Annotated in this window: 21 protein-coding genes; 9 read left to right on the forward strand and 12 right to left on the reverse strand. The window is 61.8% G+C overall.

Going from position 1 to position 26,123, the window contains the following annotated elements; translation table 11 throughout:
• Together KHO23_RS15680 and KHO23_RS15685 are read left to right on the forward strand one after the other, a co-directional pair.
• A complete protein-coding gene (locus KHO23_RS15680) occupies window positions 1-1,509 on the forward strand; it encodes an efflux transporter outer membrane subunit (RefSeq protein WP_211612123.1) in 1,509 nt (502 codons plus the stop codon).
• A 35-nt stretch (window positions 1,510-1,544) separates the two neighbouring features.
• Window positions 1,545-2,855, forward strand: coding sequence for an HlyD family secretion protein (locus tag KHO23_RS15685; protein ID WP_211612124.1), 1,311 nt, complete (start codon window positions 1,545-1,547; stop codon window positions 2,853-2,855).
• Window positions 2,856-2,946: 91 nt separating this feature from the next.
• Here the strand turns inward: KHO23_RS15685 and KHO23_RS15690 are convergent, their stop codons facing one another.
• From KHO23_RS15690 to KHO23_RS15705, 4 genes are all read right to left on the reverse strand, one after another.
• Window positions 2,947-3,546 carry a PqiC family protein gene (locus KHO23_RS15690; protein ID WP_211612125.1) on the reverse strand — a complete coding sequence of 200 codons (600 nt, stop codon included), beginning with the start codon at window positions 3,544-3,546 and terminating at the stop codon, window positions 2,947-2,949.
• Window positions 3,543-5,120, reverse strand: a complete 1,578-nt coding sequence (locus KHO23_RS15695; RefSeq protein WP_211612215.1) for a PqiB family protein — start codon at window positions 5,118-5,120, stop codon at window positions 3,543-3,545. Before KHO23_RS15695 ends, KHO23_RS15690 begins: the two co-directional genes overlap by 4 nt.
• Before the next feature lie 43 nt (window positions 5,121-5,163).
• Window positions 5,164-6,441, reverse strand: a complete 1,278-nt coding sequence (locus KHO23_RS15700; protein WP_268963892.1) for a paraquat-inducible protein A — start codon at window positions 6,439-6,441, stop codon at window positions 5,164-5,166.
• A gap of 247 nt (window positions 6,442-6,688) precedes the next feature.
• Window positions 6,689-7,285 carry a TetR/AcrR family transcriptional regulator gene (locus tag KHO23_RS15705; protein ID WP_211612127.1) on the reverse strand — a complete coding sequence of 199 codons (597 nt, stop codon included), beginning with the start codon at window positions 7,283-7,285 and terminating at the stop codon, window positions 6,689-6,691.
• 342 nt (window positions 7,286-7,627) lie between these two features.
• Between KHO23_RS15705 and KHO23_RS15710 the strand changes: the two genes are divergently transcribed.
• Window positions 7,628-8,290, forward strand: coding sequence for a DUF3313 domain-containing protein (locus KHO23_RS15710; RefSeq protein ID WP_211612216.1), 663 nt, complete (start codon window positions 7,628-7,630; stop codon window positions 8,288-8,290).
• Window positions 8,291-8,417: 127 nt separating this feature from the next.
• The gene (locus KHO23_RS15715; RefSeq protein WP_211612128.1) at window positions 8,418-8,639 is read left to right on the forward strand and encodes a hypothetical protein; all 222 of its coding nucleotides are present in this window, start codon (window positions 8,418-8,420) and stop codon (window positions 8,637-8,639) included.
• Window positions 8,640-9,054: 415 nt separating this feature from the next.
• Here the strand turns inward: KHO23_RS15715 and katG are convergent, their stop codons facing one another.
• From katG to KHO23_RS15730, 3 genes are all read right to left on the reverse strand, one after another.
• Window positions 9,055-11,298: a catalase/peroxidase HPI gene (gene katG / locus KHO23_RS15720; RefSeq protein ID WP_211612129.1), complete on the reverse strand. Its 2,244-nt coding sequence runs from the start codon at window positions 11,296-11,298 to the stop codon at window positions 9,055-9,057.
• Between the two features lie 294 nt (window positions 11,299-11,592).
• The gene (locus tag KHO23_RS15725) at window positions 11,593-12,459 is read right to left on the reverse strand and encodes a protein-L-isoaspartate O-methyltransferase family protein (protein WP_211612130.1); all 867 of its coding nucleotides are present in this window, start codon (window positions 12,457-12,459) and stop codon (window positions 11,593-11,595) included.
• A gap of 47 nt (window positions 12,460-12,506) precedes the next feature.
• Window positions 12,507-14,375 carry a cytochrome c biogenesis protein DipZ gene (locus KHO23_RS15730; RefSeq protein ID WP_211612131.1) on the reverse strand — a complete coding sequence of 623 codons (1,869 nt, stop codon included), beginning with the start codon at window positions 14,373-14,375 and terminating at the stop codon, window positions 12,507-12,509.
• Between the two features lie 242 nt (window positions 14,376-14,617).
• On the opposite strand from KHO23_RS15730, the gene KHO23_RS15735 reads away from it, so the two are divergent.
• Both KHO23_RS15735 and KHO23_RS15740 read left to right on the forward strand, forming a co-directional pair.
• Window positions 14,618-15,376, forward strand: coding sequence for a response regulator transcription factor (locus KHO23_RS15735; protein WP_211612132.1), 759 nt, complete (start codon window positions 14,618-14,620; stop codon window positions 15,374-15,376).
• Entirely contained in the window at window positions 15,373-16,866 is a 1,494-nt protein-coding gene (locus tag KHO23_RS15740) for a sensor histidine kinase (RefSeq protein WP_211612133.1), read from the forward strand. The genes KHO23_RS15735 and KHO23_RS15740 overlap by 4 nt, the downstream gene beginning before the upstream one ends.
• Window positions 16,867-16,944: 78 nt before the next feature.
• Here the strand turns inward: KHO23_RS15740 and KHO23_RS15745 are convergent, their stop codons facing one another.
• On the reverse strand, window positions 16,945-17,835 hold the full coding sequence (locus tag KHO23_RS15745) for a LysR family transcriptional regulator (protein ID WP_211612134.1): 891 nt from the start codon (window positions 17,833-17,835) through the stop codon (window positions 16,945-16,947).
• Window positions 17,836-17,927: 92 nt separating this feature from the next.
• Here KHO23_RS15745 and KHO23_RS15750 point away from each other — a divergent pair, with 92 nt between their 5' ends.
• Window positions 17,928-18,902, forward strand: a complete 975-nt coding sequence (locus KHO23_RS15750) for a zinc-binding dehydrogenase (protein ID WP_211612135.1) — start codon at window positions 17,928-17,930, stop codon at window positions 18,900-18,902.
• A 170-nt stretch (window positions 18,903-19,072) separates the two neighbouring features.
• The gene (locus tag KHO23_RS15755; RefSeq protein ID WP_120292058.1) at window positions 19,073-19,570 is read left to right on the forward strand and encodes an acyl-CoA thioesterase; all 498 of its coding nucleotides are present in this window, start codon (window positions 19,073-19,075) and stop codon (window positions 19,568-19,570) included.
• Between the two features lie 94 nt (window positions 19,571-19,664).
• Here KHO23_RS15755 and KHO23_RS35560 read toward each other — a convergent pair whose 3' ends face one another.
• Entirely contained in the window at window positions 19,665-21,104 is a 1,440-nt protein-coding gene (locus tag KHO23_RS35560) for a sensor histidine kinase (RefSeq protein WP_211612136.1), read from the reverse strand.
• Between the two features lie 84 nt (window positions 21,105-21,188).
• Window positions 21,189-22,163, reverse strand: coding sequence for a response regulator (locus tag KHO23_RS15765; RefSeq protein WP_211612217.1), 975 nt, complete (start codon window positions 22,161-22,163; stop codon window positions 21,189-21,191).
• 328 nt (window positions 22,164-22,491) lie between these two features.
• On the opposite strand from KHO23_RS15765, the gene KHO23_RS15770 reads away from it, so the two are divergent.
• On the forward strand, window positions 22,492-23,364 hold the full coding sequence (locus KHO23_RS15770) for an intradiol ring-cleavage dioxygenase (protein ID WP_211612137.1): 873 nt from the start codon (window positions 22,492-22,494) through the stop codon (window positions 23,362-23,364).
• Window positions 23,365-23,423: 59 nt separating this feature from the next.
• On the opposite strand, the gene KHO23_RS15775 is transcribed toward KHO23_RS15770, so the two are convergent.
• Together KHO23_RS15775 and KHO23_RS15780 are read right to left on the reverse strand one after the other, a co-directional pair.
• Entirely contained in the window at window positions 23,424-24,416 is a 993-nt protein-coding gene (locus KHO23_RS15775; protein ID WP_236066867.1) for a C45 family autoproteolytic acyltransferase/hydolase, read from the reverse strand.
• Window positions 24,349-26,115 carry a DUF3138 family protein gene (locus tag KHO23_RS15780; protein ID WP_236066868.1) on the reverse strand — a complete coding sequence of 589 codons (1,767 nt, stop codon included), beginning with the start codon at window positions 26,113-26,115 and terminating at the stop codon, window positions 24,349-24,351. The genes KHO23_RS15775 and KHO23_RS15780 overlap by 68 nt, the downstream gene beginning before the upstream one ends.
• Between the last annotated feature and the right edge of the window lie 8 nt (window positions 26,116-26,123).

Here is a 26,123-nt window from a genome sequence, read left to right on the forward strand (position 1 = left end):
ATGAATACACAGATTCATCAAAGCAGCAGCGGCTCTCGCGTGTTGAAACTGGGCGTGTCGGCCATCTTCGCCGCTGTGCTCTCCGCCTGTGCCAACTACGCCGGCATCCACAGCGACAAGCAGATGGCCACGCCGCACCAGTACGAATCCACGCAGAGCGTGCCGGCCGGGGACGGTCACTGGCCGGCTGCCGACTGGGCCGACCAGTTCGGTGACGCGCAACTGAAGGCGCTCCTCGCCGAAGCCCTCAAGGGCAGCCCGACGCTCGAACAGGCTCGTGCCCGGGTCGCCCAGGCGCAGGCGTTCAGCGAAACCGCAAAAGCGAACACGCTGCCGCGCGTCGACGCGGACTACTCGCTCACGCGCCAGCAGTACAGCGGCACCGCGCTCGTGCCGCCGCCCTACGCCGGCGCCTGGCAGACCGAAAACAAGGGCCTGCTCTCCGCGTCCTACGACCTCGACCTGTGGGGCAAGAACCGTGAAGCACTGAAAGCAGCCGTGTCGCAGACAGAGGCCAGCCAGGCCGATGCGGAAGTCGTCAAGCTCACGCTGAATACATCGATTGCACGCACCTACAACCAGTTTGCCCGCCTGTACGCACTGCGCGACATCGCGCAGCAGGAGGTGACGCGCCGCGAACAGATCGACCGCATCACCGCGGGCCGTATCGCTACCGGTCTCGATACCGAAGTGGAGCGCAAGACCGCGCAGGCGAATCTCGCCACGAGCCGCGCCAGTCTCGCGGCCCTCGACGGCAGCATCCTGACCACCCGTTACCAGCTCGCCGCGTTGCTCGGCGCAGGCCCGGATCGCGGCCTGTCGATTGCGCGCCCGACGCTCGGCGTGGGTGACGAGGTGCGTCTGCCGGACAACCTGCCGGCGGATCTGGTGAGCCGTCGCCCGGACATCGTGGCGGCCCGCTGGCGCGTCGATGCCCTCACCCACGAGGTGAAGGAGGCCAAGGCCGAGTTCTACCCGGACATCAACCTGAGCGCAGCCATGGGGCTCGACGCGTTCGGCTTCGGCCGCTTCCTCACTGCCGCGAGCCGCACCGGCTCGGCAGGCGCCGCGATCCATCTGCCGATCTTCGATGGCGGCGAATTGCGTGCACAACTGAAGGGCCGTTACGCCGAATTCGACTATGCCGTGGCCGGCTACAACCAGACGCTCATTACCGCGCTGACCGACGTAGCCACGCAACTCGCGCAGATCCGTTCGAGCGACGTGCAGCTCGTCGACGCACAGACCGCGCAAGAGGCCGCGCAGAGCGCCGACGAACTCGCGATCACGCAATACAAGGCCGGCCTGACCAACCAGTTGACCGTGCTCAATGCCGACATGAACGCGCTGCATGCCGATCAGGCAGTGGCCGATCTGAAGATGGACCGCCGCGACCAGCAGATCGCGCTCGCTTCCGCACTCGGTGGCGGTTATGTCGATACCTCGAAAGATCCAAACCGTCGCGCGGATGCTGCCGCGCAATCCAACCCCGTCGTCGCCGTACGTTGATACGACACGTTCGCATACCTGTCAGGAGAACTGAAATGAGCGATACCACCACGTCCGACCGCAAGACGGCGGATACCGATACCCTCACCCTCAACACCCGCGGCGCGTCCGCGGCAGCTTCGACACCCGCGGACCACGCGCCTGAAGCGACCCCGCCCGGCAAGCGCAAGCTGCTGCTCGCGCTGCTCGGCCTGGCCGTGGTGGCGGCGGGCGCGGCCTATGGTGCCTACTACATGACATACGCCCGCTATCACCAGTCGACTGACGATGCCTACGTCAGCGGCAATCTCGTCCAGCTGACACCGCAGGTCACCGGAACGGTGGTGGCGGTCAACGCCGACGATACGCAGATCGTCAGACAGGGCGACCCGGTCGTCACGCTCGACGGCGCCGATGCAAAAGTCGGGCTGCTCAACGCCGAAGCGACGCTCGGTCAAACCGTGCGGCAGGTCAGCGGCCTTTACGTGAACAACAATTTCTATGCCGCCACAGTGGCTCAGCGCGAGGCCGATCTCGCCCGCGCCAACGACGATCTGCACCGGCGTCAGGCTGTTGCAGGCACGGGAGCGGTGTCCGCCGAAGACATTGCCCACGCGCGCGATGCGGTGAACGTCGCCCAGGCCGCGCTCGATGCGGCCCGCCAGCAGGCCGAGGCCAATCACGCCCTGACTGACCGCACGACCGTTGAGCAGCATCCGAATGTGCAGGCCGCCGCCTCGAAGGTGCGCGATGCCTATCTGAACTACGCGCGCAACACGTTGCCGGCTCCGGTCACCGGTTATGTGGCCCGCCGCTCGGTGCAGGTCGGCCAGCGCGTCGCGCCGGGCACGCCGCTGATGGCGATCGTGCCGCTCGACGGCGTGTGGGTCGACGCGAACTTCAAGGAAGGACAGCTCAGGCACATGCGCATCGGTCAGCCCGTCGAGCTGACGGCGGACGTGTACGGCGGCAGCGTCAAATACCACGGCCGGGTGGTCGGCTTTTCGGCGGGCACGGGTAGCGCCTTTGCCGTGCTGCCGGCGCAGAACGCCACGGGCAACTGGATCAAGGTCGTCCAGCGTCTGCCGGTGCGCGTCCAGCTCGACCAGCGCGAGCTCGCCGCGCACCCGTTGCGGATCGGCCTGTCGATGCAGGTCGATGCCGATACGCGCAACGATTCCGGCACGCAACTCGGCGCGGCAACGAACACGGCCTACCACACCGACGTGTTTGAGCAGTATGGCGCGCAGGCCGACGCCGAGATCGCGAAGATCATTGCCCAGAACGAGGTGGTCTCGCACACGGTTGCCGCAGCCCCGTCAGCGAAGAATGTGGCGACGCGCGATCAGGCGCGCAATGCGGGCTGACACGGTATCGGATTGGGATTGCAGCCCGCAGCGCGACACTCGCGGCGACCCACTCACTGGTGGTCGGCTCGATCGCATTGATTCCGTTGTTTCACTGCCGGGAAGCGGATTGCGTCGCTACAGCGATATCCCGCGCCACGGACACGAGAGCCCGGCTGTGTGCGTTGACCAGCGCATCGTAGCCGGGCCCGCTTACGACCTCGTGTACAACCGTGCGTCCCGTAACAGGTTCTCCTCGCTTCGGCGGTCGCACTGACCAGATCGCCGCCAGCGTCACCGTACCGCTCGTGGATGAATCGAAGCTTTGTACGTCAACGGAAACCCGGCAGGCATTGTCGTCCACGCGTTGTGGATAGACGGATACGATCGAACCCGGGATGAACTGAGTGAGTTCTGCAGCCAGTACGCGTGGAATCTGACTCTTCAACGGATCGGCCCAGCGGGCGAATTCATTGATCGACACACGGTTCGCGTCGATCCTGGACACGATTTGTGGTCGATCGACCAATTCCGGAACCGTAACCGGACCGATCGCAATCGCCATCGCCATGGCCATCGGCTTCATATCCGGCCGCAACTGCGCAACTTGCACAGCGCTCAACGTATAGAACTGCGAGGACGGCGACGTTGCACACCCAACAACAAGGCTTAGCAAGATCACTCCCAACGAAAACGACGAAAATCGGCTCATGGCTTATCCTCGCTTTTGCCACGAATCAGCGCTTCCGGATGGCGTTGAAGATAGTCCGCCAGCGAGCGAACCGAGGCTGCGGCTCGCGATAGTTCTTGCATGGTTTCAGTCGTGCCTTGCTGCAATGGCGAGTCGCTTTGCATCGCGCGATTCGCTGAGTTTAGCGCCTCACGAGCGGCGGCCAGCGTAGCCTTTGCATCAGGTGCCAGATCCGTATTGATGGTGTTCAAAAGCGCATCCGCGTCAGTCATGGTCTTGCGGAGATCTTTGCTGATTCCCTCGAACGGAATGGCGTTCAGCTTCGCGACGAGACTTGCGATAGCGTCTTGCAAACCCTGCAGGTTACCCGGCACCGTTGGCAATTGGGGAATCGGATTACTCCAGTTCACTGTCGCCTTCGGCGCTGCGGGGAAGAAATCGATCGCAATGTACAGTTGCCCCGTAAGCAGGCTCGCTGTCCTCAGTTGCGCTCGCAGCCCTTTCGATACCAGATAGTCCGCAAACGCCCTTCTTTCCGACTCCTTAGTGCCTATGCTGCCTTGCCAGTTCCCACGCGGGACCAGGCGTTCAGGAAAGATGTTGACCTCGACAGGGATGCTGAATTCCTTGCTGACCGGATCGAAGTGCGCCGAAATCGCCGATACCTCACCAATGACTATTCCGCGGAAGTCGATGGGGGCGCCGACGGTCAAGCCACGCACCGAGTCGTTAAAGTTCAGCACGTATTTGTCGACGATCGCATCATGCCGCTTCATCGCATCGGCCCGATCGCCGAAAAGCTGAAACTGGCGCTTCGCGTCTGCTTCAGACGTATTCGTTGTGTCGGGTGGGGTCTCGAACGCAAGACCGCCAATCAGAACGGAGACCAACGATTCGGTGTTGACCTTCACGCCGGTCGTGTCCAACGTCACATCAACGCCGCTCGCTTGCCAGAAGCGCGTGTCGTTCGTGACGTACCTGTCGTACGGCGCGTTGATAAAAACGTGGACGGTCATGCCTGCGCCGTCGGGATCGAGTGCGTAGGACACGATCTGGCCAACCTGAAGCCGGCGAAAGAATACGGGCGAACCGATATCGAGTGAGCCAATGTTGCCGCTCCTGAGCACGAACTCCCGCCCCGGCGCCCCTGAAGCGAGAACAGGCGGTGACTCGAGACCGACGAAATCGCGTCGCACTTTTTGCGACGTACCGATGTCCATTCCAATATGAGAGCCGGATATCAAGGTACTGATGCCCGATACGGTGCCTCCCGCAATGCGGGGTCGAACGACCCAGAAGCGGGTGTCGTCGACAAGCATGCTGGATGCGTTGCGAGACATTTCAGCGCTGGCTAGCACGGTTTTGTGATCGTCGGAAAGCGCGAGACTTTTGATCACGCCAATGTCGACATTCTTGAACTTGATCTTTGTCTTGCCGGCCTCGATACCCTCACCTGTGGCAAAACTGATGGTAATGGTCGGGCCTCTTTGCATGATCGACTGCGCCGCCAGTCCGCCGGCTATCAGCACGGCCACAAGCGGCACGAGCCACACAAGCTGCATGTGCCATCTCGACTTTTTCTCGTGGACCGCCATTGGAAAACCCGCCGTCTCTTCGCTATCGCTCTGCCCTGATGCGTTATTCACCGTCCAGCTCCACTGCATCCCATATGAGCCGTGGATCGAACGACAGTGCGGCGAACATGGTCAGCACGACTACCGAGCCGAACGCGATCGCCCCGGGACCCGCATCGATCGTTGCAACCGAACCGAATTGCACGAGCGCCACCAGAATGGTGATGACATAGATATCGAGCATCGACCAACGGCCGACGAGCTCCACCCACCGGTAGACACGTGTCCGCTTGCGCGGCATGAGAGACGAGCGCAACTGGGTACTCCAGGCGAGATAGGCTAGTGACAGGATTTTGAGCATGGGCACCACGACGCTGGCGATGAAAACGATCGTGGCAAGCACCCACGATCCAGAGGTCCAAAGGAACACAACGCCGCTTAGAATCGTGTCGGATTGCGCGCTAAATAAGGTGCTGGTGACCATGACTGGCAGGAGAACCGCCGGGATATAGAGAACCATCGCGGCCAGCAGGAATGCCCAGGTGCGTGCGAGACTATTGGGCTTGCGCCGATGCAGCACTGCGCTGCAACGCGGACAAATCCCGCCATGAACATGGCTTGGCGGTTTTGACAGCAAGCCGCAATCGTGGCAAACGAATAGACCGGCGCGTGCGGCGGTAACCACATTGGCGCCTGCCTTTAACACGTGTGAAGCGACGTCGCCGCCTGGCGCGCTTTCAATGCGCGCCCATATATCACGCGGATTGAACGAAACAGCCGCTGCCGCGAGCAGCACCATCACCGCGCCGAATGCCCAGATCGCGACGCCGGGAACGACACTCGCGAAGTGCTGGAGTTTGACGAGCGCGACCAGCATGGCAAGCATGAGCACTTCGATCATTCCCCAAGGCGCGACATGCCTTAGTACACGCAGAACGATCTCGGGACGTTGCGGCACACCGCCGATATGCAGCGGCAAGAGCAGATAGATCACCGCCGCTATGTTCAGTGCCGGCATCAGAACCGTCGTCACCAGAACCAGACCTGCAATCGGCCACATACCATCGGCATACAGCGAAGAAATCGCCCCAAAAAGCGTGCTTTCGACGAGCGCGCCCTTCACCCAAAGTCCGACAATCGGAAAACAGTTGGCAATCGCGAACAGGATCCCGGCAGCCAGCGTGAACGCCAGGGCACGATCGTAGGTGGCCGGCAGATTTCTGTAGAGGGCCGCACCGCACCGCTGACAGCGCGCGGTGCCACGCTCGAATAGCGGCGCCTTCCACTGGAGCAGATCACATTCGTGACACGCGATTAATTTGGCTTCGTTCATGTTCTGCATCCACTTGCGGGCGCATACCCCCGCACAATCCACATCCAGACTTGACGACTCAAGTGAGGCGCCAGCGTAACACTGCAATTCCAGGATGTAAACCGCCCAGACGGTTTGTTTTTAGGCCGGACTTTTGAATCAAATTCGGCCACCGGCTTGCTCACCGCTACATCGCGGTTCCTTGCCGGCCGCTCAGGCCTTGATCCATTCGACTTATGCGGCTGTCAGCTCGTGCAAGGCGCGACAGCCGCGCAAGTCAGCCCGCGGACTGCCTGCTGCGTTTTGGCGGCACCGTCTGACCCTGCCAGCGCTCTTCATCGAGGAGACGATCGAACAGCCTGTTGCGAGCCGAATTGCTCACTGGCGACAAGCCCAGCAGAAAGTGAAACGCGAGGCCGCTGGCAGCAAAGTATCGCAACAGCGACAAATCCAGGTCGGTCGCTTCGTCTTGCAGCGCCTTCATTTTCGCCGCGTCAGTCGGCTTCATGTCGTCAAGCAAGGCCGGGCTCTCGATAATCGCCGCGAGAATGGCGCGTGCCACCGAATGCGGCTGATTGACGGATTCCCGATAAATCGCGATCTGGGCTGCCAGGTTCGGTTCGGCCTTCGACGCCCCTTCCTTCGCCATATAGTCGCGCCCTATCTGCTCGAACTGCTGCCGCTGAAAGTCCAGCAGCGCGGACAGCACGCCGTGTTTGGTGCGGAACTGATGCAGCAGTCCGCCCTTGCTGATGCCGCTTTCGCGCGCTAACGAATCGAACGTCAGTCCACCGACACCGTCCCGGGTGAGGATGGTGAAAGCGGCTTCAATCGCCCTTCTGCGGGAAATCTCCGAACGGGTCTGGTTATCCATGATCGATATTGATGAAATCGCGATGATTGCGGCGCTGGCCCGACAACTGCGGCGCGGCAAAGGTGTTTGGCAAGTAATACGATGAATGCGATGCGGTGAATCAGAGTCCGCGAGCAGACTCGCAAACCGTCGGCGCAAGCGGGCTCAAAAGCGGGCTTGAAAGCAGGCTTGAAAGCGGGCTCGCGCTGAGGGTTGGAATTGTACCGTGACAGGCACGTCATAAAAACAACCCGGATAGACGGTTTACAAAAAATAACGACGATGCTACTGTTCGGCCTCATCGGTCCCGCCCTGGACAGGACGCTCTCCCTACACGCTGATTTACCCTTCAAGGAACACAAAATGCTGAAGAAAAACCTCGCCCCGCTGCTATTCACCGCCGCGGCGGTGCTGACTTTGACCGCGTGCGCGGGGGTGCAGCCGGTCGCCTACAAGGGCATCTCCTCTTCGCCGCAGTTGACGCAGAACCGCGGTGACGATTCAGGCAAGGTGCCCTATCAATACGCTGCGCCTGTGGTCTGGTCGCGATACACGCAGGTCCTGCTGGATCCGGTCGTCGTGTATCAGGGCACCGACAACCAGTTCGGCGACATGAAGAGCGCCGACCGTGCCGCGCTTGCCGATTACATGGGAAAGACGTTTTCGGAAAAACTGGGGGCACGCTTCCATGCTGCGCAGCAAACCGGCCCTAACACCCTGCGGGTCAAGCTGACCCTGACGGGCGCCGAAAAGACAACGATGCTCGTCGGTCAAGTCATGCATTTCGACCTTGCGGGCAATCTCTACAACGGCGTGCAGTCGATCCGCGGCGGCCAGGGCGCATTCAGCGGCTCGGTTTCCTACGCCGTGGAAATCTACGACGGTGCCAGTGGCCAACTGCTGAAGGCCTACGTGTCGAAGCAGTATCCGAATGCGATGAACCTTCCGGCAGCCTTCGGTTCACTGAGTGCGGCGAAAACCGGCCTCGACAAGGGCGCGGACGCATTGGTCGCGCAACTTCATTGACGGGTTCCAGACTCGCGCAATCGCGCGGACTGGCGCTTTGCCCGGTGCGGCGCGCTTGCGCCGGTTGAATCACCGGAACTCGCCGTGGAGGGAAAGCGGCTGTTCCGGATTTTTTCAGGGTTTGCGCATGCGCGCATTGGCCGACTTCGTTGTTTCACTCGCGCCGCCGCCTTTGATGGTCGCCATCGTGTTCGCGCTCGCGTATCTGCTGGTGGGCATTCCAGTTCAATTCCGGCGCGGCCCAGGCGCGCGAGACGCGTTCGGTACGCTGGCAGGCCTCTTCGCTGCCCTCGTCTACATAACGCTCGTCGTGGGTTTCCATCCGGGTATTCACATGACCCCGCGATAGTCCCGCAGGTTTTTGCAGAAGGTACGGACAACTATGCGCCCGCGGCATCAGCGAATCCAGTTCACACAGGTCCGGATCAGGCCGCTTCGCCCGCGCGGGCTGGAGTACGAAATCATGGCGCGTTCGGGTTTCATCCGCGGTGGCGTCACGCGCTGGATAGCGTGCATGCTGCGCTATCTGGGTACGCACTACCGATATGTTTGCCGGATAGCGAAGAGCGTATCCGATGTGGTTCGCGGAAGACTGTAAATACGACTTCGCCCGCAGCCGTATGGCTTGTTCCTCTTGCCACAGGCTGCGGGGAATCGGCTTCAGTTTCCGGCACTATCAAGCCGCGAGCGCGGCAAGATTCGCCCCAGAAAAAGCGGAGAAAAGTCCCGCCAGAGCGACCGCCATGGCGGGACCCCGCGCCCGCTCAGGCGAGCTCGAACCGGTCGAGGTTCATCACCTTGACCCAGGCGGCGACGAAGTCGCGGACGAATTTCTCCTGCCCGTCCTCGCTTGCATAGACTTCGCCAAAAGCCCGCAGTTGGGCATGCGAACCGAAGACCAGATCGACGCGGCTACCGGTCCACTTCAACTCGCCGCTCTTGCGGTCACGCCCCTCGAACACGTCCAGCGCCGACGAGGCCGGCTTCCACTCCGTACCCATGTCGAGCAGGTTGCGGAAGAAGTCGTTGGTCAGCGTTTCCGGCCGGTTGGTGAATACGCCGTGCTGATTCTGCCCAGCCTGAACGTTCAGGGCGCGCAAGCCGCCGATCAGCACCGTCATCTCAGGGGCGGTGAGCGTCAGCAATTGCGCCTTGTCGATCAACAACGCCTCCGCCGGAACGCTGTATTTGCCTTTGAGGTAGTTGCGGAAGCCATCGGCGACCGGTTCGAGGGCCGAGACGGATTCCACGTCGGTCTGGTCCTGCAAAGCGTCCATGCGACCGGGCGTGAACGGCACAGTCAACTGACGGCCCGCCTTCTCCGCCGCCTTTTCGATGCCCGCGCCGCCGGCCAGCACAATCAGGTCGGCTAGCGAAACCTTCTTGCCGCCGGACTGTGCACCGTTGAATTCGCTCTGGATGCCTTCGAGGACCTTCAACACCTTCGCCAGTTGCTCCGGCTGATTGACCGCCCAGTCCTTCTGCGGAGCGAGACGAATCCGCGCGCCGTTGGCGCCGCCACGCTTGTCCGAACCACGGAACGTGGACGCCGATGCCCAGGCTGTCGAGACGAGCTGCGAAACGGACAGGCCTGACGCCAGAATCTTCTGCTTGAGCGCGGCGATATCCTGCGCCTCGACCAGCGGGTGGTTGACCGCCGGAATGGGGTCTTGCCAGAGCAGTTGTTCGGCCGGCACGTCCGGGCCAAGATAACGGGCGCGCGGTCCCATGTCGCGGTGCGTCAGCTTGAACCAGGCACGCGCGAAGGCGTCGGCGAGCTGATCGGGATTCGCCAGAAAACGCCGCGAAATCTTCTCGTAGACGGGGTCGAAGCGCAGCGAGAGGTCGGTGGTGAGCATTGTCGGCCGCTGCTTCTTCGAGGAATCGAAAGCGTGCGGGATCGTTTCATCCGTGCCCTTCGCGACCCATTGGTTGGCACCGGCGGGGCTCTTGGTCAGTTCCCATTCGTACTTGAACAGGTTCTCGAAGAAGCCGTTGCCCCACTTCGTCGGGGTGGTGGTCCAGGTGACTTCCAGACCGCTGGAGATCGCGTCGGCGCCCGCGCCCGTGCCGAAGCTGCTCTTCCAGCCCAACCCCTGGTTCTCGAGGCCGGCGGCCTCGGGTACCGGACCCACATGGTCGGCGGGGCCGGCACCGTGCGTCTTGCCAAAGCTGTGGCCACCGGCGATCAGCGCGACCGTTTCCTCGTCGTTCATGGCCATGCGCGCGAAGGTTTCACGGATGTCATGGGCCGCGGCGAGCGGGTCGGGATTGCCGTCGGGACCTTCCGGGTTGACATAGATCAGGCCCATCTGCACGGCGCCCAGCGGATTCTCCAGGTTGCGGCCGTTGTCGCCGCGGCTGGTCTCGCTGCCGTGCAGCGCGGGGTCAGCCACGATCGCGCCCTCATCGCCCTTGCCATAACGGACATCGCCGCCCAGCCAGGTCTTTTCGTTGCCCCAGTAGACGTCCAGGTCCGGCTCCCAGCTGTCCTCGCGACCGCCGCCGAAGCCGAAGGTCTTGAAGCCCATGGTCTCCAGCGCGACGTTGCCGGTGAGGATAAACAGGTCGGCCCAGGAAATTTTCTGGCCGTACTTTTGCTTGATGGGCCAGAGCAGCCGGCGAGCCTTGTCGAGGCTGACGTTGTCCGGCCAGCTGTTGAGCGGCGCGAAACGCTGCTGGCCGCGCCCTGCACCGCCACGGCCGTCGCCGATACGGTACGTGCCGGCGCTGTGCCAGGCCATGCGGATGAATAGCGGGCCGTAGTGGCCGAAGTCTGCCGGCCACCAATCCTGCGAATCGGTCATCAACGCCGCCAGGTCCTTCTTCACGGCAGCGAGATCAAGGCTCCTGAAAGCCTCGGCGTAGTTGAAGCTGTTGTCCAACGGGTTGGATTTGCTGGAGTGCTGACTGAGCAGGTCCAGCCGCAGTTGCTTTGGCCACCAGTCACGATTCGTCATGCCGCCACCTGCGGCATGGTTGAACGGGCACTTTGCTTCATTTGACATGCGTTATCTCCTTGAGAGGACGTACCCACTACATGTTCTGCTACGGCGTCAGAATTCTATGCTGCATCGACCGATCCGCGCAGGCAGGGTGTCCGGAAATCACCGTGGGCGCGTTGGCGCACCCTTGTCGATTATCCGACGCGCATGCTCGTCGTCCAATGACGGGTGTCCTGGCGTGCGTTGGGCGAGACGGCTCGCGTCGGCAGCGTACTGCAACTCAAAATATAGGTGCCACTGGCCAGCAATTGAATGCGAATGTTGCAATGCCGTCGATAGGTCGCGACTATGGCCGCGTCAGTCGTACGCCAGAGCCCACTGGGTTCCACGCAACCAGCATCGGTCGTCGGGCAGATCTGCGGCGCGGTACAAGCGCGTCACGGCGCGCCAGCCGCCCTTTTGAAAGGCGGCGTCGAGCGCGGCTTCCGACGCGCGATCGCGCCCTCCTTCACACGGGTAGAGGCCGACCGCGGAAATCCAGGCGGCGAAATAGTCATCGCCTTGGCGTTCAATTCGAAATACCGCGCCGTAGTGGGAAATCAGTGTGGCGCCATCTGGAGACCATGTCCTCTCCGACGTGAGGGGGAGAATCAGCCTGCCTCGGTCGTTCAAGCGATCGAGCCAGATATCGGCGGGATGGGTGACGCCCGCGTTGACGTAGATGACGTCAGCCGGATCAAAGGACATCGAGAACCCGTCGCCCTGAAAAACCTGAACGTTGCTCGCATGTGAGAAGTTCGCCGCCGCGCGCCGGGCCAAGCCGGTATCGAACTCGATGGCGGTGACTCTGCCGGCGGGGCCGGCTAGACGGGCCATGATGGCCGTGTAATAACCGACACCCGCGCCGATATGAACCACGTGCTCACCGGCTCGAATATCGGCGCTTGCGAGAAGCGGCACATGGTAGGACGGCATGCCGTTGTTCAGGCCGCGTTCCGGAATGATGCCGATCAGAATATCGGCATAGAGATGGACGGGATCGTCGTCAGGCGTGGGGATGTAGCCGATGGAACGCAAGATTGGCCACGGCCCGGGACCAAGATAGCGTTCCCGTTCGACCGTAGCGAAGGCCGCCTCAATGCCCGGATTTGCAATGCCGGCTGCAGCCATGAGCCGCCGGGCAAACGCCCGGCGGACGATGGCAAGCTCGTACTGACGATCCATGTCGAGACCTGTGGGTTTGGCGTGATGAATCACGCCGCCCGTTCAGATTAGCCGAAAGTGAATGCATACGCTTGCACACCTGGGTCCAGAAATTCAATCGAGAACGTGTGATCCGCGACATCGCCGGATTGCCGCACGAGCTGGTAAAGGCGCTGTTCGGTGACCGTGCCGGTCCCATCCGCAGTGACGTCCGTGCCATGCGCCGCGCCCGGTGCGGCGCCATCCACGCTCACGCGGAAGCGAACGGGTTTGCCGTCCTTGTCCGGACCGAGCACCAGATGCAGATCGCGTGCATGGAAGCGATAGACGATGCGCCCGGATGCCGCCGTGAGCGTCGCGTGTTCGGCACCCACCGTCCACGCGCCGGCCAGCCCCCAATCGTTGACGGCGAGCTGCGACGGCGCCGCATAGGTGTGAACCTTGTCCTGCGCTTCACCGCCGGGCGACGCGAAATTCTCGGCACGGTCGTATCCGATATACGTTTCCGGCGATTGCATGTCGGCGTTGTCGGCCGCGGCCTCTACGCCTTGCGCGCCCGCACCGCCAAGGCCCACTGCAACCTTCGAGACGTTCGTATGCCCAGCCTCGATCAGCAGCGCCTGAATCACTTTTTCCGATTCCGCATAGTCGCCTTCGCCAAAATGGTGATAGCGAATCTGACCTTTACCGTCGACGAAATAATGGGCCGGCCAGTACTGATTGTTCAGCGCCCGCCAGATCGCATAGTTGTTGTCGATCGCGACGGGATAGTCGACGCCGAGATCGTGGACGGCCTTCTTCACGTTGTCGACATTGCGTTCGAACGCGAATTCCGGTGCATGCACGCCGATGACGACGAGCCCCTGGTCTTTGTATTTCTGCGCCCACGCCTTCACGTACGGCAGCGAACGCAGGCAGTTGATGCACGAATACGTCCAGAAATCGACCAGCACGACTTTGCCGCGCAGGTCCTGAACCGTCAGCGGCGGTGAATTCAGCCATTGAACAGCGCCGTTCAGGGTAGGCAGCACGCCTTCGACGGGCAGCGCAGCCGCGCCGCCCGGCACGCTTTGCGCGGCAGTATGCATCATGGCGCCGGCGTTGCTGGCATCGGCGGCGGAATTGGTGGTCGTCACGGCATCGTTGTTACCCGAGGCATTGGCCGGCGCATCGACCTTGCCACCTGCCGCCCCCGGATTGGCCGGCGTCGCACCGGGCGAAAGCGTGTCGACCAGTTTCTGTTCGATCCCGCCGGTGGCGATAGTCGATACACGCGCCAGTACACCGGTGTCGAGCCCGAGCGAAATCGCCACCACGCCGCCCAACATGGCCACGCCGATCCCGCGGCGGATCCATTCGCCCGCGCCCAGTGAGCGCTTCATCGCCGTGAACACCCGGCCGCCGATCAGCAGCGCCACCGCGAGCGACGTCGCGGCGCCGGCCGCATAGGCAACCAGCAACAGCGTGGTGCCGACGCTTGCGCCCCGCAATGCCGCGCCCGTCAGCACGAGGCCGAGAATCGGACCGGCGCACGGCGCCCACAGCAAGCCGGTCGCAATGCCCAGCAGAAAGGACGATCCCGCGCGCACCTGCTGACCGTCGGCCTGCGCGAAATTCGACAGACGATTGCCGGCGCTCACCAGGGGGCGCATCAGATGATCCGCGAAGCGCGGAAACAGCAGCGTCAGTCCGAAGACGGCGAGCAACGCGATCGCGAGCCAGCGGCCATACTGGTTAGCCTGCGTGACCCAGCCGCCGCCCACGGCGGCAAGGGTCGCGACGATGGCGAACGTCAACGCCATGCCGGCGAGCAATGGCAGCCCGCTGCGTACGAATGGCTGATCGGCGCGCGCGAAGACAAAAGGCAGCACCGGCAGGATGCAGGGACTGAGGATCGTCAGGGCGCCGCCAAGATAGGCGAGAACGATGAGTAACATGTCGATTCCAGGCGTTGTTGTCAGTCGGTTAGGGTAGGTACGCGGTTGAATACGGTGCGATTCCGCGGAAAGTGCCCACATCCTAGGTCGCCCGGGATGTCGAAGTCCTCACGAAAAGTTAAATTAAATGTGATAACTCGCCGCCCGGAAATTTTGCACAATGGCGCAACGGCCCGCTTTTTGCGGGCGCCCTTCTTTCCATTGTTCTGAACCACGCCCAGACTCTCTGGCCAAAGCCCTCCATGGACCAACCCAAGCGCATCCTGATCGTTGAAGACGACGTCGACATCGCCAACGTGCTGAGCCTGCACCTGCGCGACGAGCGCTACGAGGTCGTGCACAGCGCCGACGGCAATGAAGGGCTGCGCCTGCTGGAGCAAGGCGGCTGGGACGTGCTTATCCTCGACCTGATGCTGCCCGGCGTCGACGGACTGGAAATCTGCCGGCGCGCCCGCGCGATGACGCGCTATACGCCGATCATCATCACCAGCGCGCGTTCGAGCGAAGTGCACCGGATCCTCGGCCTCGAACTCGGCGCCGACGACTATCTCGCCAAGCCGTTCTCGCTGCTCGAACTGGTGGCGCGCGTCAAAGCTTTGCTGCGGCGCGTCGAAGCCATGGCGAAAGACTCGCGCATCGACGCGGGCAGTCTGGAGATCGCCTGGCTGACGATCGATCCGCTACCACGCGAGGCGACGGTCGACGGCAAACCCATTGAGCTGACGCCGCGTGAATTCGACCTGCTCTATTACTTCGCACAGCATCCCGGCAAAGTGTTCTCGCGGATGGACCTGCTCAATGCCGTGTGGGGCTATCAGCACGAGGGCTACGAACATACCGTCAACACCCACATCAACCGGCTACGGATGAAGATCGAAACCGATCCCGCCCAGCCCGAGCGCATCCTGACCGTCTGGGGACGCGGCTACAAGCTCGCAGTGCCTGCCGCTCCAGGCACGCCAGGCGAAACCGGAACACGTCAGAATCAGGACGCATCGTGAACCTGACGCTGACCCAGCGGCTCTCGCTCGTCTTCTCCGCGCTGCTGCTGGCGTGCTGCGGCGCTTCGGCGTGGCTGCAGATCCGTTCGAGCGATCTGCACGAAAAGGAAGTCGTGCAGAGCCTCTCGAAGGATCTCGCCGAACATATCGCGCACCGCACCACGCTGATGGACGCGAACGGTTTGCGGCCCGACGCGGTACGCCAACTGTTCGGGCAGTTGATGATGGTGAACCCGAGTGTCGAGGTATACCTGCTCGACAACCAGGGGCGTATCAAGGGCGACGACGCGCCCACGGGCCACGTCAAGCGCGCGCAGGTGGATCTCGCGCCGCTCAGGCAATTCATCGCCGGAGAGGCGTTGCCGATTCTCGGCGACGACCCACGCAGCGTCGACGGGAAGAAAGTGTTCAGCGCCGCGCCGCTGCAATTGAGCGGGCAACCGCCGTCGGGCTATATCTACGTGGTTCTGCTCGGCGAGGAACACGATGCGCTCGCTGCGCGCGTGGCCGCCAGTTCGGTGCTGCGAACTACGCTCTGGTCGATGGCGCTGGTCGCGCTGCTGGGATTGCTCGCCGGTTTGACGGCATTCGGCCTGATCACACGGCCGCTACGCCGCCTGACTGAGGCGATGCGCCGCTTCGATGCCGATGGCGAACCTGCCAGTCAACCGGCAGTGCCACGCTCGTCGCCCGCCGGACGAGGCGACGAAATCGCCGTGCTCGAAGCGGCGTTCGCGCAGATGGCCAACCGCATCGGTACCCAATGGCGCGCGCTGACGCGTCAGGATCAGCAGCGGCGCGAGCTGATCGCCAATATTTCGCACGACCTGCGCACGCCCTTGACCTCGCTGCACGGCTACCTCGAAACGCTGTCGCTGAAAGCCGACACGCTAGGCGAAACGGAGCGCAAACGCTATCTGGCGATCGCGCTTGCACAGAGCGTCAAGGTCGGACGGCTCGCGCAGGCGCTATTCGAACTGGCCCGGCTCGAACACGGCAACGTGCAACCCGCGCTCGAACCCTTCTCGCTGGTCGATCTGGTCCAGGACGTCTTTCAGAAATTCGAGTTGCCGGCCGAGGCGCGGCAGATCCAGTTGCGCGCCGGCTTCCCCCCTCGCCTGCCGGCCGTCTGCGCCGATCTCGGGATGATCGAGCGTGTCTTGACGAACCTGTTCGACAACGCGATCCGCCACACACCCGCCGGAGGATCGATCGACGTCGATCTCGCGCACAAGGACGGCAAGGTATCGGTCACCGTCAGCGACACCGGTCCTGGCATTCCAGCCGAGCAGCGCGAAGGACTGTTCGAACGTCCGTTCAATTCAGGCGGCGCGCATCGCGGCGGCGGACTCGGACTGCTGATCGTGCAGCGCATGCTGCAATTGCATCACAGCCAGATCCGTCTGCTCGAGCGCGCGGGAACGGGCACGGCATTCTGTTTCGAGTTGCCGACCACCGAAAAGCCGGCTGTTGCCGAGCTCCCGCTCTAAGCGATCAGGGTGCCGGTGACACATGGTTGCCGCCTCTGCCACCTCTACCGCCTCTGCACCGCGACAGCAAACACGCATTCAGCTTGTGCCCTGTTCCAGCAACTGAATCCAGAGACGCTGCGCCACGGGTCCGTGTGCGGCGTCCCGAAGCCGCGCCGCATAGTGCTTAAGGGTAGCGCCTTGCAGATGCCGCCCCTCCAGCGATACCAGACGATGTTCCTCGAGGTCGCCGGCGACCAGATGAAGGGGCATGTGGCCCCACGCGAGCCCTTGCACGATCAGCTCGCGCTTCATCAACTGATCGGGCACGGTACAGGTTGGCGCGCCCTCGATCAGATAGTAATTGGCGTCCGAAGGCTGCCTGCTCGTGTCACGAATAACGCACTGAACGTAAGGCCTCAAGTCATCGGGCGCGATCGATTTATCGGGGGACTGCTTGAGAAATCCTGGCGCGGCAACCGGCACGAGCTTTACCTCGAAAAGTTCGACGGTTTCAATGGCAGGCGACGGTTTGTCGAGGTGATGGAAGATCAGGTCACACTCGCCGTTTTTCAGCCGCTCCCAAGGGCCGCTAATCGCCTCGAATAGCAGCGTAAGGCGCGTGCCGCGACTCGCGTCAAAGAACCGTCTAAGCGTACCCAGTGTTTCCGGCAACGGACACAGATCACCCACCACGACGCGTAACTCCGCCTCCTGTCCGGCCGCGAGCTGGGCGGCTTCGCGCTGGAGATTTTCATATTGATGAAGAAACTGCGCGACCCGCGCGTGATACGCCGCGCCTTCCGACGTGAGCGACACACGGTACCCGGCCCGGTCGAGCAGGATCATTCCCACTTGAGCTTCAAGCGCTCTCACGGCGGCATGGACTGTTGGGTGTGTCCGGTTCAGGCGAACCGCGGCCGCGGCAAAGCTGCCTTCGACAACCAGAGCCTCAAAGCACTGCAACTGCAATAGCGTAGGTGCGTTCATTGTAGAAACAGACTTCAGTCTTTGTCGAAACATAGTAATTTATCTCGACGAATCTCGATCCTACCATTCAGTCTCCTATTGAGGAGATCGACATGAAGGCAATCGTGAGAAAGCAGTTTGGTGGTCCTGAGGTGCTCGGCATCGCCGAGAGACCACTGCCGGCAGTAAAACCAGGTTGTGTGCTGATTCGCGTTCGGGCATTTGGCCTGAACCGCGCCGAGCTCTACATGCGCCGCGGGTCGTGGGGAGAGGTGGCGGAAGTGAGCGGCATTGAATGTGCTGGGTCGGTGGTGTCCGATGCCACCGGTACCCTGCGCGAAGGTCAGAAGGTCGTGGCGCTGATGGGCGGAATGGGTCGAACGATCGACGGCAGTTATGCGGAATACGTCGCCGTACCCGCAACCAATGTCGTGGCCGTCGAGAGCGACCTCGACTGGGAACATCTCGCCGCCCTGCCGGAGGCTTATGCGGTCGCGTGGACGTGCCTTCACAGAAACCTGGCTGTACAGGCCGGGCAGACGCTCGTCGTGCGCGGCGGGACGTCGAGCCTCGGACTGGCCGCCATCGATATCGCCTGCCAACTTGGCGCAGAGGTGATTGCGAGCACGCGTCGGCCAGAGGGAGAAGCCTTGCTGCGTTCGCGTGGGGCCGCACATGTCGTGACGGCGGCGGATGAGTTATGCGCGGCGCCGGGCTGGCCGGGGGGCAAGGCCGACGCAGTACTCGAGCTGACCGGAAACAGCACCGTTCTCGACTCAATGCGCGCCACCCGCCGTGGAGGTCGCGTGTGCCTGGCCGGATTTCTGGGCGGACTCGCGCCGCTAGCAAACTTCGATCCGCTCAACCAGATGCCCAGTGACGTTCATTTGAGCTTTTTCGGGAGCTTCAACTTCGGCAACCCCGACTTTCCACTATCAGACGTGCCCATGCAGCAGATCGTGGATTTCGAGGCAAGCGGTGTCTATCACGGCAAACCAGCGCACGTATTTGGCTTTTCTGAAGTTCCGCTCGCGCACGAACTGATGGAGCGCAACGAGGCGCTTGGGAAGTGTGTCGTGCTGGTCTAAAGACTAACCGGGTTTTCACCCCAACCCACACGAAGTTCAACATTTCGACGCCGCATGTTTGTCTGCCAATAGCCATATAGCCCACATCCCCAACAGAATGGGATGTGCCTGCCGTTCAGGGAGGCATGCGTGGTTGCCGCAAGCAGCCGTTCCTGCAAAAGGAAAATCGTATGTTGATGCGTGACGCAATCCCTACCGCCCTGACCCGAGGATCCGCCCTTCTTTCGGAAGACCCGATTACGCCGTCCTCGCTAAAGACCTTCCAGCATACGTTCGACATTTATCTAAAGGACTCGAACGCCTTCATGAACACGTATTTCTCACGCTACTTCGAGTGGCAAGGTGTTTGCCGCGAACGGTGGTTCCATGAGTGCATACACAACGACCTGCTGGGATCGGACGGCATGTTCGTGACCAAGCGAGCGCACCAGGAGTACGTCCACGAAACTTTCCCTTTCCAGCGCGTGGATTGCTATCTGAACACGGTGCAGGTCAAGCAGTGCTCGGCCTACCTGCTGTTTCGCTTCTGCGTGGATGGGCGCCAGGTTTCGCAGGGCTACCAGCAGATCCTGTACGCCGGACGGGACCGGAAGATCAGGCGGTTCCCGGAAGGCATCGTCGGGCGGGTCAAGGAGTATGAACTGCCGTTGACGGCACTAGCCGCGTGATCTCAGCGGCTGACTTCCGCCATAAAGTCTTATCGCTGGGTTTTATCGCTGGGTTTTATCGTTAAGGTTCACCCTTAACTTTCACCCTTAACTTTCACTCATGACGCCGGCGCAAGGACCGCGCTGGCGCCTCCCTCAGTGCGCGATCCGCGGGCGACCCCGGTACCGGCAAACGCACAGTGAAGGTCGTGTGCGCACCGCGCAACGAACTGCATTCGATACTGCCGCCCAGAAGCTCCGCAGCGCGGCGGCAGAATGCGAGCCCCATTCCCGCGCCGCTTCCGTGCCGCTTGGTCGAGAAGAAGGCGTCGAAAATATGCGGCATCACGTCGGGCGCGATGCCCGGCCCCGTATCGCGGAATCGCAATACGCAAAAGCCGTGCTCCTGAACCGCACTAATGACGATCTCGCCCTCGCCGCTCACGTGAATAGCGTGCAACGCGTTTTTCAGCAGATTGAACAGCACGAAAACCGCCAGCGTGTCGGAGCCCGAGAAGCATAGCGTTGCGTCGATTGGCGCCACCGTCACACGCGCACGTTCGTCGCCACGGAACGGATAGCGCTCCAGCGCCGACGCCACGCATTGCTGGATGGAATGCGGGCTAAAGCGGGTACGGTCGAGCCGGTCCAGCGTGAACGATGCGAGCGCCATTTCGACCATCGCACTGGTGCCCGCAACCTCCCTTCTGATCGCCGTGGCAAGCTGACTGATGCGCTCGGACTGCCCGGTATGCATCTCCTGATCGTCGTAAAGCCCATGTGTGACGGCCAGCCGGTAACCTTTGAACACGTGAGACCACACGCTGGCGATTTCGTCGGCGTGCATGGCGATCGTCGCGAGCGGCGTCGCGATTTCATGCGCGATGGTCGCCGCGATCGCATAGGGATGAATCAGGTGATAACGGACGATCGTGATCGCAAGCAGCCCCAGGCTAAGGGCGATGAACAGCACCCCCGGCGGATAGAACGCATAGCCGTAGTTGACCGCGTAGTCGACTGCCGCGAGCGAATACAGGCAAAGGCTCGCAAAGCAGAGATCGAGGCGCCTGCGCGCTTCGCCGCCGGCCTGCTTGCGGGCCATGAGCAGAAGCTGTCCGCTGCGGCCGGCGAGCAAGACGGTTTGCAATACGTGCAATGGATGCAGCAGCCCTGCGCTCGGATAGTAGCCAAAGAAGTAGTGCCGGTAGCCGGCGACCACTTCGTTGCCGGGCAGCAGCACGGCGAGAACAAGGCACATACCGTAAGACGCGAGCAATATCGGCTGCTCGCGGCGCTTTGCCGCCACCTCCGTGACGAAGTGATAGAACGTGGTGGGCAGGAAGAGAATGAAGAGATAACCGACCCGAACCAGCACGCTCGCAATGTGGGGGTCTTCCGTCTGGAACAGCAAGGTCCACGTGCCCTGCCAGGCAAATGTCGCCGTGCACATCAAAAGGAATGGCGCGGACAGGCGCGTCACCCCTTGTGTGACGAGTACGTAAAGGCCGAACACCACGAACAACGCAGACACAAAGGCAGTCGGAATGGCGTACATGTGGCTCAAGGTGTCAGGAAACGTGGTTCTATTCCGGCGTGTTTATAGGGGAGCGATAGCGGAGTATGCGAACAGGCCAGTTCCTCATGTGCGGGCTTGCTGATTCCGGTCACTGCGCCATTGCGAAAATGTCAGCGTGCTCAAACCCACGTCGCTCGAATCTATCCGGGTCCAGCAATAGAACGCGTCGTCCCAGCCAGGGACGGTTTGCGGCGTTACCGTTTTGAAGTCCGCACCGGGACGAAACGCCAGGTGTGGCCAGAAAACAGGCATCGACTCGCGCACCGCCATCCGCCTCAGCAGATCGGCCGGCCCACTCTCATCCGCCACGATCTCCGCCTGCGAGATCCAGTCGTTCTCAGCCCACGCAAGGAAAACACTCGGGTTGCCCGCGCGGTCGAACATCAGAATCGCATTCTGCTCCGGACGCCAGTAGTACTCGACGATGCCTTCAGCGGCAACCACCGCGTCGATCACCTTGATGGTTCGCGGATCGCAATAGATCATGCCATTTTCGCCCAGGCCCAGCCAGCCTGCCTCCGAACAATGCCTGTTCCTGGCGTCTTTCAGAAAGTGGACCAATCGGTTGGCTGAATCGGCATCCGTCTTTCTCAGATACAGATCGACGATTCCGGCATTGAAGGCCTTGACCGCGACGGTCTCATCCGCGACGCCGGTCAGGAGTACCTTTGCGCAACGCAAACTGGATATGGACGAAAGGAATTCGACGCCGCTCAGTCCGGGCATGTCGTAATCGACGACAACCGCGGCCACCTCCGCGAATCGTGAATCCCGGGCCAGCACGTCTCGCGCCGCCGAGGTTTCGACCAACCGCTCAAGGCCGGTCTCGCTCAGACCGGCAGACGCCGGCGCAAACGCCAGCGAATTCTCGCGGGCGTGCTTGCGAATAAAAGCGAGCGCGGTTTGCGGCCGCGTGAAAAACAGATTGGTTGAAATATCCGGAAAGAATCGACGCAATGCATCAAGGTAGCTGTCGCTGTCGTCCACGAAAACGACCGATGCCGGATAGAAAACAGGGGGGCGAATAAAATTGTTCATGTCTATTACGTGGAATATGTGGCGCGCCTCGCGCCGGCTTACACGCCGGCTTCTCTCACGCTGGCTCCCGGGCCGATTCCCGCTGAACCGTATAGTACCGGGGTCTTTGCATGAACAGTGCAAACTTGCGCGGCCTTTCCGCCATAGTATGCGGATGGAATAAATTGAATTAATCGAGTCGAGTCGAGTCGATTTTATTCTGCCGCAATCGATCCCGGCATGCGAGATGCCCGAGTCAGGGTTTGACCGCGCAGCGCTCAGGTTGACGCGGGAGCCATACTGGAGTTCCCGGCTGACTCGCCGGCGTGAACCAGAACGGAGCAAGCGAATGCGCAACTTCGATGAAAACAACATCACCACTGCGGTCATTGATCGACTCGCAGAATGCACGTCGCCGCGCGCCCGGCAAATCAGCGAGTCGCTTGTCAGGCACCTGCATGACTTCGTGCGGGACGTGGAGCCCACTCAGGAGGAATGGGGCGAGGCCATTGGCTTCCTGACCGGTGTCGGAAAAATGTGCTCCGACACGCGGCAGGAATTCATCCTCCTTTCGGACGCCCTGGGCGTTTCAATGCTGGTGGATGCGATCAATCACCGGCTTGCGAAGCACGCGACCGAAACGACGGTGCTCGGCCCGTTCTACGTCGAGAACCCGCCCGAATACGCCCTGGGCGATCTCATCGACACACGCCCGGGGCCTGCTCTTTTCTGCGAGGGCAAGGTGACGGACGTCGACGGCAAGCCGCTGGCCGGCGCGATCGTCGACACCTGGCATTCCGATGCAGAAGGGTTCTACGATGTCCAGGCCGAAGCCGGTCTGAAAAGTTTGACAGGACGCGCCCGCTTGCGCACGGATGCGGAAGGCCGCTTCTGGTTCCGCTCCATCGTGCCGAAGTTCTATCCCATTCCGCACGACGGCCCGGTCGGCAAGATGCTTGAAGCACAAGGCCGCCATCCCTATCGCCCCGCGCACGTGCACTTCATGATCAGCGCACCGGGCTACGAAAAACTGATAACGCATGTGTTTCTGGACGGCGACCCGTACCTCGACTCGGACGTGGTGTTCGGCGTCAAGGACTCGCTCGTCAAGCCGCTCGTTGCGCAGCAGCCGGGTACGACGCCCGCCGGCCACGCAGTCGATGCCGGGACCTCGCTGCTGCACTATGATTTTGCGCTCGCCCGGGAGGCGATCTCGTCATGAAGAGGCCCTCGTGGCGCAGACGTGTGTTTCGTGACGTGTGTTTCGTGTTGCGAGAGCCGCTAAAAACGCATAAACCCGTTTCGGGCAAGCGCATCCGGATTGCCAGCCGCATACTCGAGGATCGTATTTTTAGTGTCGATGCCTACGGTGAGCAAGGTTTCCCAGCGCTCCGTATCCGGTTGCGTCAGATCCGGGTAAAAACAGATGGGCGCGGCGTCTCCCCGCTGGCCGCACATGGCGGCCGCCCGTTCCCGCAAGTCGTCGCAGACCATGCGAGGGGCAACCTGCTGCAGGTGCTCGAGGCGAAGGCGCGTCGTCGAACTCTCCTCCATGCATTCGCCCTTGCTAAGTTCCCGATCGAGAAAATGGTTGGTATGCAAAAGCCAGCCGTCTACTCGCGGCACGACCACAGCGGTACGCGCCGGGCTGAGCTCGATACTCGCCGCTCGCGGATCCGCATCCCTGCATGAAACAACTGTCAGGACCGTGGACGCGCTGACGCGCGCCGACCGAGCAAGCGCGACTGCCTCGTCCACACTCGTGGCCTCCTCCAGCAAACGGCGGGCAATCGCGTGGACGGGAACACCCGCTGCCGCATGATCGGCTTCATGATGAAGAATGTTGAAGTGGAGTCCCAGTCCGGCGCTATTCACACCGATCTTCCCCAGCATCCCGAACTCCGTAAACAGCTTGACGATATGACCGCTTCGGGCTGTCAACTGCAGCATCAGGCCGTGCGGCGCCAGACTGTCGTGCCAGTCCCAGGTTTGAATCGTTAACGGTGTTAACGGTTCGCGCGCACCGGAGGGCGCATAGACGGCGGTCGAGCACTCTCCTTCGGTAGAATACGGCATTGTCGCGAGAATCTCGGTGCGCGCATTGAGACTCGCAAGCTGCCAGACGGGAAGCCGCGCGCCTGCCGCCATCGCCACTACTTCGCTCGCCAGATCGGGAGACCAGGCTTGCAGCGCGCACAATGCGGCTTCACCCAGCGCGCGGACCTGTTGAGAGGCGATCCCGACGCGAGGAAAAAAGTCGAGATAAAGCGACACAGTGTGCCTGATTTCCTCGGCCCATCGTTCTCCTATCTGTTGTCCACGCCGCTGCGGATTGGGGGTATCGGTGACGAAGGAATATATTTTCAATGCGAGGACTCCTTGCTAATCGGTTTCCCGGCCAGGCGCGAATGCGCCACGGCTTGAACGTATAGACAAATTGCAGCGCGGCTATGTCGTTGCTGCGCGAATAGCTCCCGTCGCTGGCCCGAAACACCGGATGACTCGCGGCGTCATGGCGGTATTCCAGTTTCACGATGATCTGGGCCGTCGGATAGAACAGCATATCGGCGGTGATGTCATAGCGAGCCGCGCCCTTGCACTCGCTTCCATGACTCGCCGATTGCTGCAGGCAGCCTGGATCGACCCCGAAGCCGCTCGTGCCGTTGACAGCAGGATTGCCGCCCGCAAGCCCATAGAGAATGTTGCTGCCCCCGCCCCCATTGGCCGTATCGTTCAGATAATCGAAGCGCAGGGTCGCGCCCATGTGCCCAAGCCATGCGGACGTCCATTTCTGATGCCCGAGTAAGGACAGGCCATACCACCGCGCCGTGCCGCCGTTCCAGGCGCCCTTCTGCAATTCGCCATAGTCGAGCTGGGCGTTCAGTTGCAATTTGTCTTTCGTATAGGTCAGGTCGGTTTCCAGATAACGCACCATGCCGAACGGCGACGAGGCATTGCACTGATAGCCATAGCCGCCCGCCTCCGAACAGGGCGAAAAGAGCGACTGCCACCCGATTGTGCCGGAGACGCCGACATCCAGTGCCGTCGATGTGGCGTTATCGAAGCGGGCCGTCAACGTGGGCGTCCAGTTGCTCTTTGTCGTGTTGTTCGCGGCGTTGACGATCGCCCCCGAGGTCCGCAACTGTTCATTGCCGAGCATCACCTGCCAGAAACGGGTGGCAGTCGCATCCGAGCCCTTCAACCCGATGCCGACCATATTGCCCGGCTCGCTGAAGTCATACAGCAGGCCGTGCGTGAGCGCGAGCATCTGGTTCGATGGCTGGACTTCGTAGCCGGCAAGACTCGTCATCAGGCCGACCTCGAACGTTTGGGTCGAACTGAACGGGACGGTCACATTGGCCTGCGTCACAATGTTGCCGCCAATCACACCGTGTTCATTGCTGAGTTGCGCACCAAAGCCGCGATTGGGCTGGATGACGATCTCCGCCGCGGGCGCCAGCGGACCGACGCCGAAGGTCTTTTTGATGTCGAGATAAATGTCGCCGATCGTGCTGTTGTAGTAGTCGTAGACGCCCGGATCGTGATTCAGGAACATGAAGCTCGACGAATGCTGCGCCCGGTTGTACAGATAAACGGGGTCGATATAGCCGGTGATGCTGAGGCCGGCAAGTGGTCCGGTGGTTGCGGCTTCTTCGAGTGAGTCGACCTTGAGCGAAGCACTGGCGATCTGCTCACGCATCCGGGTCACGTCGTCATTGGACAGCGCGGCAGGTGCATCGGGGCCAGCCGCCTGGCCGCCCGAGACGGCGGCCGATGGCGCTGTTGCCGACGGTGTCGCCGAGGAGGCGACACTCGCACGCAGCGCGTCGACCTGAGCCTGCAGCGCGTTGACCTGCGCTCGCAAAGCCTGAAGCCGATTCGCGTCCGGCGTGGACTTCTGCGGGTCCTGAGCAAACGCCGCTGCGGCCTCGAATGCCAGCAAACACAGCGCGGCAATATTCTTGCGTTTCATAGTATTGA

Origin of the sequence: Paraburkholderia haematera (assembly GCF_905220975.1) — a bacterium.
GTDB classification, from domain to species: Bacteria; Pseudomonadota; Gammaproteobacteria; order Burkholderiales; family Burkholderiaceae; genus Paraburkholderia; species Paraburkholderia haematera.

What these genes read in the sequence shown, in the direction of transcription:
- KHO23_RS15710 (WP_211612216.1), top strand. Translation starts at nt 7,628, where the DNA reads ATGCTGAAGAAAAACCTCGCCCCGCTGCTATTCACCGCCGCGGCGGTG.
- KHO23_RS15735 (WP_211612132.1), top strand. Translation starts at nt 14,618, where the DNA reads ATGGACCAACCCAAGCGCATCCTGATCGTTGAAGACGACGTCGACATC.
- KHO23_RS15725 (WP_211612130.1), bottom strand. Translation starts at nt 12,459, where the DNA reads ATGGATCGTCAGTACGAGCTTGCCATCGTCCGCCGGGCGTTTGCCCGG.
- KHO23_RS15680 (WP_211612123.1), top strand. Translation starts at nt 1, where the DNA reads ATGAATACACAGATTCATCAAAGCAGCAGCGGCTCTCGCGTGTTGAAA.
- KHO23_RS15770 (WP_211612137.1), top strand. Translation starts at nt 22,492, where the DNA reads ATGCGCAACTTCGATGAAAACAACATCACCACTGCGGTCATTGATCGA.
- KHO23_RS15730 (WP_211612131.1), bottom strand. Translation starts at nt 14,375, where the DNA reads ATGTTACTCATCGTTCTCGCCTATCTTGGCGGCGCCCTGACGATCCTC.
- KHO23_RS15750 (WP_211612135.1), top strand. Translation starts at nt 17,928, where the DNA reads ATGAAGGCAATCGTGAGAAAGCAGTTTGGTGGTCCTGAGGTGCTCGGC.
- KHO23_RS15695 (WP_211612215.1), bottom strand. Translation starts at nt 5,120, where the DNA reads ATGGCGGTCCACGAGAAAAAGTCGAGATGGCACATGCAGCTTGTGTGG.
- KHO23_RS15690 (WP_211612125.1), bottom strand. Translation starts at nt 3,546, where the DNA reads ATGAGCCGATTTTCGTCGTTTTCGTTGGGAGTGATCTTGCTAAGCCTT.
- KHO23_RS15780 (WP_236066868.1), bottom strand. Translation starts at nt 26,115, where the DNA reads ATGAAACGCAAGAATATTGCCGCGCTGTGTTTGCTGGCATTCGAGGCC.
- KHO23_RS15715 (WP_211612128.1), top strand. Translation starts at nt 8,418, where the DNA reads ATGCGCGCATTGGCCGACTTCGTTGTTTCACTCGCGCCGCCGCCTTTG.
- KHO23_RS35560 (WP_211612136.1), bottom strand. Translation starts at nt 21,104, where the DNA reads ATGTACGCCATTCCGACTGCCTTTGTGTCTGCGTTGTTCGTGGTGTTC.
- KHO23_RS15685 (WP_211612124.1), top strand. Translation starts at nt 1,545, where the DNA reads ATGAGCGATACCACCACGTCCGACCGCAAGACGGCGGATACCGATACC.
- KHO23_RS15765 (WP_211612217.1), bottom strand. Translation starts at nt 22,163, where the DNA reads ATGAACAATTTTATTCGCCCCCCTGTTTTCTATCCGGCATCGGTCGTT.
- KHO23_RS15755 (WP_120292058.1), top strand. Translation starts at nt 19,073, where the DNA reads ATGTTGATGCGTGACGCAATCCCTACCGCCCTGACCCGAGGATCCGCC.
- katG (WP_211612129.1), bottom strand. Translation starts at nt 11,298, where the DNA reads ATGTCAAATGAAGCAAAGTGCCCGTTCAACCATGCCGCAGGTGGCGGC.
- KHO23_RS15700 (WP_268963892.1), bottom strand. Translation starts at nt 6,441, where the DNA reads ATGCAGAACATGAACGAAGCCAAATTAATCGCGTGTCACGAATGTGAT.
- KHO23_RS15705 (WP_211612127.1), bottom strand. Translation starts at nt 7,285, where the DNA reads ATGGATAACCAGACCCGTTCGGAGATTTCCCGCAGAAGGGCGATTGAA.
- KHO23_RS15745 (WP_211612134.1), bottom strand. Translation starts at nt 17,835, where the DNA reads ATGAACGCACCTACGCTATTGCAGTTGCAGTGCTTTGAGGCTCTGGTT.